Origin of the sequence: Pontiella sp., assembly GCF_041622395.1 — a bacterium.
Classification (GTDB): domain Bacteria; phylum Verrucomicrobiota; class Kiritimatiellia; order Kiritimatiellales; family Pontiellaceae; genus Pontiella.
On sequence record NZ_JBFJYW010000230.1, the window covers coordinates 1 to 6,460 of the forward strand.

The following is a 6,460-nucleotide window of genomic DNA, read 5'->3' on the forward strand; positions in this document are numbered from 1 at the left end:
CCGGGCTGTCTTCCGCCGGACGGTAAAACGGTACGCTGTCAATATCTTCGTCGGAAATCGGCAGACCGAAGCGGGTACGGAACTCACGCAGCGATTCCTCACCGAGTTTCTTCTGGGAGTGGGTGATGTTCTGCCCTTCCCCGGCCGCGCCCAGGCCATAGCCTTTGACGGTTTTGGCGAGAATGACGGTCGGGCGGTCTTTTGTTTCAGCGGCCTTTTTATAGGCCGCATAGATTTTGATCGGGTCGTGACCGCCGCGGCGCATCCGCTTGATTTCGGTATCGGACAGGTGCTCCGCCAGTTTGAGCAGTTTGGGATCGGTGCCGAAGAAGTGTTCGCGGACGTAGGCAGCATCTTCCACGGTGTATTTCTGATATTGCCCGTCAACCACCTCGCCCATGCGCTTGGCCAGCAGACCATCCTCATCCTTTTCGAGCAGCGGATCCCAGCTGTCGCCCCACAGCACCTTGATCACGTTCCATCCGGCGCCGCGGAATGATGCTTCCAGTTCCTGGATAATCTTGTCGTTACCGCGAACGGGGCCGTCGAGCCGCTGAAGGTTGCAATTGACGACAAACGTCAGGTTGTCGAGTTTTTCGCGCGCGGCGAGGTTGATGGCGCCGAGGGTTTCGGGTTCGTCGGTCTCGCCATCGCCGAGGAACGCCCAGATGTGCTGCCCCTGCGGCTCGCGCAGTCCGCGGTCCTCGAGATATTTCAGGAAGCGCGCGTGATAGATGGATGTGATGGGCCCGAGTCCCATCGAGACGGTCGGGAACTGCCAGAAGTCGGGCATGAGCCACGGGTGCGGATAGGAAGAGAGACCGGGGGTGTCGTGCAGCTCGTGCCGGAAGTTGGAGAGCCGTTCCTCGTCGAAGCGCCCTTCGAGGTAGGCGCGTGCGTAGACGCCCGGCGACGAGTGGCCTTGGAAATAGACCAGATCGCCCGGAAAATCTTCGGTACGCCCCCGGAAGAAATGGTTGAAGCCCACTTCATAGAGCGTGGCGATGGATTGGTAGGAAGAGATATGCCCGCCGATCCCGTCTTCCTCGCGGTTGGCCCGCACCACCATCGCCATCGCGTTCCAGCGAATGAGCGACTTGATGCGGCGCTCCATTTCGCGGTCGCCCGGATAGGCGGGCTGTTCCGAGAGCGGAATGGTGTTGATATAGGGGGTGTTGGCGGAAAACGGCAAACGCACCCCTTTCCGGTGAGCGGCCACCTGCAAGTCGTGCAAGATATCCTTTACGCGGTCGGCCCCCTCCATTTCCAAAAGTTCGTCGAGCGCATCGAGCCAGTCCTACTTCTCGAAATCCGTGTTTCCCATCATCGAATCGGCTTTATCCATTACCATGCTTCCTTCGCTTTAGTCAGAAAAGAACTTAAATAGGAGCAATCCAGTACACAATTAAAAAATGCGTATTTTTACGGAGTTCTCCTATCATGTTTTGGGTTATTTGACCCGGGCGCCGGGAAAAACGGCACCTTGTTGGATGCACATGTGCCCGTTTATTGATCAAAGGTGCTTTTTTCAACGATGCGAGTGTGGTTTAAAGGGCGACTGTTGCCAGAAGAAGGAGAACGCATGAAATATATCGGAGCGCATGTGAGCGCAAGCGGCGGGGTGGAAAACGCCCCGCTCAACGCCGCCGGGATCGGGGCCAGCGCCTTTGCGCTGTTCACCAAGAACCAGCGCCAATGGGTAGCCAATCCGTTGACGGTAACTAGCATCGACGCCTTTAAAGCCCATTGCGACGAGCACGGGTTCAAGCCGGAACAGATTCTGCCCCACGACAGCTACCTGATCAATCTCGGCCACCCCGAAGCGGACAAACTCGAAAAATCGCGCGCGGCCTTTTTGGACGAAATGCAACGCTGCGAACAGCTTGGCCTCGATCGGCTCAACTTCCATCCCGGCAGCCACCTCAAACAGGTTTCCGAAAGCGAATGCCTGGCGACCATCGCGGCGTCGATCAATATTGCCTTGGACCAAACCAAGGGCGTATCGGCCGTGATCGAAAACACGGCCGGCCAGGGCACCAACCTGGGATTCCGATTCGAGCACCTCGCGGAAATCATCGATCAGGTCGAGGACAAGGAACGCGTGGGCGTTTGCATCGACACCTGCCACAGCTTTGCCGCAGGCTACGACCTTTCAACGGCGGCGGGTTGCGAAAAGGTCTTTGCCGAATTCGATCAGGTGGTTGGCTTCCGCTACCTCATGGGCATGCACCTCAACGACTCCAAGAAAGGGCTCGGCAGCCGGGTCGACCGCCACCATAGCCTGGGGCAAGGCGAGCTCGGCCTCGAGGTGTTCAAATACATCATGGCCGACGCCCGCTTCGACCACCTGCCGCTTATTCTCGAAACCATCGACGAAACCATCTGGGCGGAGGAAATCAAGCTGCTCGGGAGTTATCAGGAAGGATAGCCGCAAAAAAAGAGGCGCGGGAACGGGATGTTCCGGCTTATCGAGCCTCGTGCGGCCAATGAGAAATATGAACATACTAGAAAACATCAGAATCGTTCTGGTCAATCCCATGTTCGGCGGGAACATGGGCTCCGTGTGCCGGGCAATGAACAACAACGGCATCACCGATCTGGCCGTGGTCGCCCCGCGGGCGGACATGGACATGGACGAGGCGCGGAAGTTTTCGTGCAACGCGCGGGCGCAACTGGAAGCGCGCAAGGAATATGAAACGCTCGCCGAGGCCGTGGCCGACTGCACCGTGGTGGCCGGCACGTCCGCGCGCACCGGGTTTTACCGCGACACCGCCTACTCGCCCAAGGAGTTTGCACCGATCGGACTCGAAAGCGCGAAGGACCATAAGATTGCGCTGGTGTTCGGGCGCGAAGACAAGGGGCTGTTCAACGAAGAGCTGGCGCTGTGCACCCATATCATCCAGATCCCGTCGAGCGAACTGTATACCTCGCTGAACCTATCGCATGCCGTATATGTGTGCTGCTACGAAATGTTTTGCGCGGCGGGAATCTTCTCCCCTGCGGAAGAGTCGGCCCCCGAGGCCGACTCGGCGTTGCGCGAACGCATGTTCGCCACCTGGCGCGAAATGATGATCCGGACCGAGTTCGTGCACGACCAGAAACTCGATCATATGATGATGGGGCTGCGCCGCATTTTTACCCGCAGCAAGCTGACCGTGCCCGATGCCAAGATTTTGCTCGGCCTGGCGAGGCAATCCATCTGGGTCACCGAACAGTGGAAGAAGAAGGGGAACCGCTAACGTCGCGGCGATGCTACTGGATCTTCTCCAATTCGGACAACGCGTTGGCGGACAACTCTCCCAAGAGTTCGTAATGGCGGACCAAAACCTTGCGTTGTTGCTCGTTCAGACGCGTTGATTCGCCCAGCTTGGCCTCCATCAGCTCCAGACGGGGGAAGAGGACTTCCTCGTTGTTTTCGGCAATCAGCGATTCGATTTTCGACTGCGACACACACCCGGCCGTGAGCATGCACATGACGGGTATCAGAATCGGTTTTGTATTCATCGTGTGTCCTTTCTCTTGCCTTAATGCAAGGAGCATATACGATACCGCGAAATTGACAATATAAACACACGCGAACCCAGGGCAAATAGGCAACCGCCAATGGCAGATCCAATGGAACCGCGGTTGAAGAAAGTTATATACATGAACGATTTTCCGACGAAGAAACATATCACCAAATCAGAGATCAACGAATTGCCGATGAAGGCCTATGACGGGCCGATCCGTCTGTTCAACACCGAAGCGGAAGCGGATGCGGCGGCGGCAACGCTCTTGAACGAGCCGTTGCTAGGCTTCGACACCGAGACCCGGCCGGCCTTCCGCAAGGGCGAAAGCTACGACCCTTCCCTGCTCCAGCTCGCCACCGCAAACGAAGTCTATCTTTTCCAGATTCAACAGTGCGGCCTTACCCCCAACCTGGTCAAGGTGCTGTCGTCGCCCGCCATCATCAAGGCAGGCGTCGCAATCGATCGCGACATCAGCGAACTGCAGGCCATGAAACCGTTCGAAGCCGATGGCTTCATCGAACTCGCCAACCCGGCCAAGCGGGCGCACATCAAGAACATGGGGCTGCGCGGTCTTACCGCAATCCTGTTCGGGTTCCGCATCTCGAAAAAGGAACAGGTCTCGAATTGGGCGCGCACGGAGCTGACGCAATCGCAGCAAATCTATGCGGCCACCGACGCCTGGCTCGGCCGCGAAATCTACCTCGCCTTTCAAAAAAACGGCTTGGTGTAGCCACCGAAGCGCTGGCTGTCGACAAGAGCCCGCCCCACGTAAAAAGGCGGAGCCGATGGCTCCGCCTTTTTGTATTCGGGGGTTCCTGACTATGCGGCCTTATTGATCCGCACCGGATGCCTGCGGGTCTTTCTGCCCCTGCTGGTGTATTTTTCCAGAGGATCCGTTTCGCCGGCATGTTCGGCCTTGTGCATGCGCCAGCTCACCAACCCCTTGGCCGCTCCGGCCGTCGGGAAGATGATCAGCGAATCCATCAGGAGGTCGCCGAATGCGGGCGTGCTCCCGGTCATCACCGGAGCCAAAAGATAGGCCGCGCCGGCGGATGCGGTGGTATAGACCGAACCCCAGACCAGGGCTCCTTTGGCCGTGGCCGCTTTCCAAGTATTTCCGTTCTTGTCTCTATGCATTGTTTCTCTGTTTTTCATTTTTCTTTCCTTTTTCAATATTCACTAGGCGTGCTTCGGGCGCAGACCGGTTGGGCGGATGCGCGGCAGGAAACGGTTTCCATTGCGGTGCGTTGCGGACTTTCTCCGGCGAGGGATGCGCCGGGAGAGGGACTTGCGGATCATCCATTTGGCGCTCTCGGCAACCATTCCCCATGCCGCAAAAACGGGCAATGCGTTTGCGAGGATCTCGGAATAGGCCAAGACCTTGCCGGTCAGGGGAATTGCCAGCCAATAGGCCGCAGTGGTTGCCCCGAGAGCGTATGCCGGGCCCCAGACCAGCGCCCCTTTGGCAAGGGCGTCGCCGAGGTGGTTTTCGTGTATTCTTTTCTTCGGTGTGTTGTTTGTATGTTTCATCATGATCTCCTTATGTTGGAGGTGGGTGAAAAGGTTGAGGTTGATGGATTCAACGGTGCGATCTTTTCCTTCGCACGCCCCCATTCAACCGGGCCGTTTACTTGAAGCGATGAGCGAAGCGTTAGCATTCAGCTAATCGCAAGCAACGCAGGGGCGCTTTCGGAGAATAAGCCTTGGGCGTTATCTTTGCCGCTGAGCCTTGACCGGACAGGGCTGGAGCCCCATGGCATTCCGGCTGGACGAGGTTTTCAACCCCGGGTTGTCACACAGCGAGTCGAGCCAGCTGAAAACAGTGTGGCGAACAGCTTTCAGGATGCCCGCTATTTGGATTTTCGTTTTCATTATTAATCTCGCGGCTACTGGTCTCTGTTCTTTCATGCTCAATTTGGAGAAGGGTCAATTCATTCGCCGCCGTCTATGGCGAAGTATTTATTTATTTTTTAAATGATGGCTTTGCGTCCTCTGCACTTCGAATTGCCGCATACCGTACCTTTTCGGTACTGTTTTGAAAGCCTTTTTTTCCTGTTTTTAATTTAGGATTTCATAACCCCTATCGCATGCGCCGCCGGCCGCTTGGCGGAGCCCTTCGGACGCGTGGTCGATATGGCCATGCGAGAGAAGGCGATTCGGGATCGAAGAGGCGAAGCGACTAAACCGGAGATCAAATTTAACAGCTGTTTGTGTTTGAGGAAAAAGATCCACGAATTACTATCGTTTCAACGAAACCAAGGAGATGGGTATGAAAGGGATAAATATAGAACTAGGTGTGGGCGTGGTGATTGTCGGTTTGGCCATGGGGGTGACTGCCGAGCAATATTCGTTTGTAGGCTACCGAGCCATCGGCATGGGGGGCGCGACCGCGGCATCGGTGAACAATGCTTCGGCATCGTGGCACAACCCGGCGGCATATGGTTTCTTCGGCAAGGAGTTCGAGCAGACCAAGGAAGAACCCGTTGTGGGCCCCGTCAAGACTCCTGAAGAGGTCGCCGCAACGAACGAGGTTGCGGTGGTTGCCACCAACGAAACGGCCGAGGTCGCGGCTGCCGAAGAGCTCGATCCAACGAACGAGGTTGCGGTAGTCACCTCCGACGAAACGGCCGAAACCTCGGCCACCGAAGAAGCGATCATGGCGGAATTCTCCGCCGTCACGAAGGAACAGTCGATGCAAGATCTTCCGCAGATGGAGAAAGAAGAAAAGCAATGGGGAGTCGACAACGGCCACCTGTCCACCCGTGATTTCGGTTTGAACCTGTTCGATTTCGGGGTCGGTTACACCCTGTCGGAGGACATGCCCGAATACATGACCATGATCGGCAACATCGATTTCGATACGTTCGACGCCGGCGGACTGCTGGCCGATACGGACGACGCCGTCCGCTCCATGCTGTCGTTGGGCAGTGCGGCAATCGGCTTGGCCGACA

6 protein-coding genes and 2 pseudogenes are annotated in these 6,460 nt (G+C 56.9%); 4 read left to right on the forward strand and 4 right to left on the reverse strand.

Going from position 1 to position 6,460, the window contains the following annotated elements; genetic code table 11:
- Positions 1–1,264 (reverse strand): annotated as a pseudogene (locus tag ABYO54_RS12680) (pyruvate dehydrogenase (acetyl-transferring), homodimeric type); the annotation flags it as partial.
- A 318-nt stretch (positions 1,265–1,582) separates the two neighbouring features.
- Here ABYO54_RS12680 and nfo point away from each other — a divergent pair.
- Together nfo and ABYO54_RS12690 are read left to right on the forward strand one after the other, a co-directional pair.
- Positions 1,583–2,428 carry a deoxyribonuclease IV gene (gene nfo, locus ABYO54_RS12685; RefSeq protein WP_372808619.1) on the forward strand — a complete coding sequence of 282 codons (846 nt, stop codon included), beginning with the start codon at positions 1,583–1,585 and terminating at the stop codon, positions 2,426–2,428.
- Positions 2,429–2,495: 67 nt separating this feature from the next.
- Positions 2,496–3,239 carry an RNA methyltransferase gene (locus tag ABYO54_RS12690; RefSeq protein WP_372808620.1) on the forward strand — a complete coding sequence of 248 codons (744 nt, stop codon included), beginning with the start codon at positions 2,496–2,498 and terminating at the stop codon, positions 3,237–3,239.
- A 13-nt stretch (positions 3,240–3,252) separates the two neighbouring features.
- Here ABYO54_RS12690 and ABYO54_RS12695 read toward each other — a convergent pair whose 3' ends face one another.
- Positions 3,253–3,504 (reverse strand): hypothetical protein, encoded by a 252-nt coding sequence (locus ABYO54_RS12695; RefSeq protein WP_372808621.1) that lies wholly within the window; start codon positions 3,502–3,504, stop codon positions 3,253–3,255.
- Between the two features lie 123 nt (positions 3,505–3,627).
- Between ABYO54_RS12695 and ABYO54_RS12700 the strand changes: the two genes are divergently transcribed.
- Positions 3,628–4,239 (forward strand): 3'-5' exonuclease, encoded by a 612-nt coding sequence (locus ABYO54_RS12700; RefSeq protein WP_372808622.1) that lies wholly within the window; start codon positions 3,628–3,630, stop codon positions 4,237–4,239.
- 89 nt (positions 4,240–4,328) lie between these two features.
- On the opposite strand, the gene ABYO54_RS12705 is transcribed toward ABYO54_RS12700, so the two are convergent.
- Together ABYO54_RS12705 and ABYO54_RS12710 are read right to left on the reverse strand one after the other, a co-directional pair.
- Entirely contained in the window at positions 4,329–4,664 is a 336-nt protein-coding gene (locus ABYO54_RS12705) for a hypothetical protein (RefSeq protein ID WP_372808623.1), read from the reverse strand.
- A gap of 24 nt (positions 4,665–4,688) precedes the next feature.
- Complete coding sequence (locus ABYO54_RS12710) at positions 4,689–5,042, reverse strand: hypothetical protein (protein ID WP_372808624.1); 354 nt, start codon at positions 5,040–5,042, stop codon at positions 4,689–4,691.
- 736 nt (positions 5,043–5,778) lie between these two features.
- Here ABYO54_RS12710 and ABYO54_RS12715 point away from each other — a divergent pair.
- A pseudogene (locus ABYO54_RS12715) lies at positions 5,779–6,460 on the forward strand (hypothetical protein); the annotation flags it as partial.